At 60.2% G+C, this 236-nt stretch carries 1 protein-coding gene; it reads right to left on the bottom strand.

Translation table 11 applies throughout. The features are described 5' to 3' along the window. Positions 1-236: sugar phosphate nucleotidyltransferase (locus DY926_RS15900; RefSeq protein WP_274541813.1), on the bottom strand; the 236-nt coding region annotated here is incomplete at both ends.

The following is a 236-nucleotide window of genomic DNA, read 5'->3' as shown; positions in this document are numbered from 1 at the left end:
ACGAACATGCCGGAATTCCACAGGAAACGACCGGACTCGAACATGCTGGCCGCACGCACGGCATCCGGTTTTTCGACAAATTTCGCAACCGCATACGCCCCGTCATAACCGGGCAGTTCCGCGCCCTTTTCAATATAGCCGTAGCCAGTTTCCGCCTTGGTCGGCACCATGCCGAATGTGACGATACGCCCCGATCGCGCCACCCGCACGGCCAGATCAAGCACGGGGGGCACGTT

This window comes from Komagataeibacter melaceti, assembly GCF_003403295.1.
Classification (GTDB): domain Bacteria; phylum Pseudomonadota; class Alphaproteobacteria; order Acetobacterales; family Acetobacteraceae; genus Komagataeibacter; species Komagataeibacter melaceti.
The sequence above is the reverse complement of the archived record's forward strand: the minus strand, read 5'-3'. Positions and strand labels throughout refer to the sequence as shown.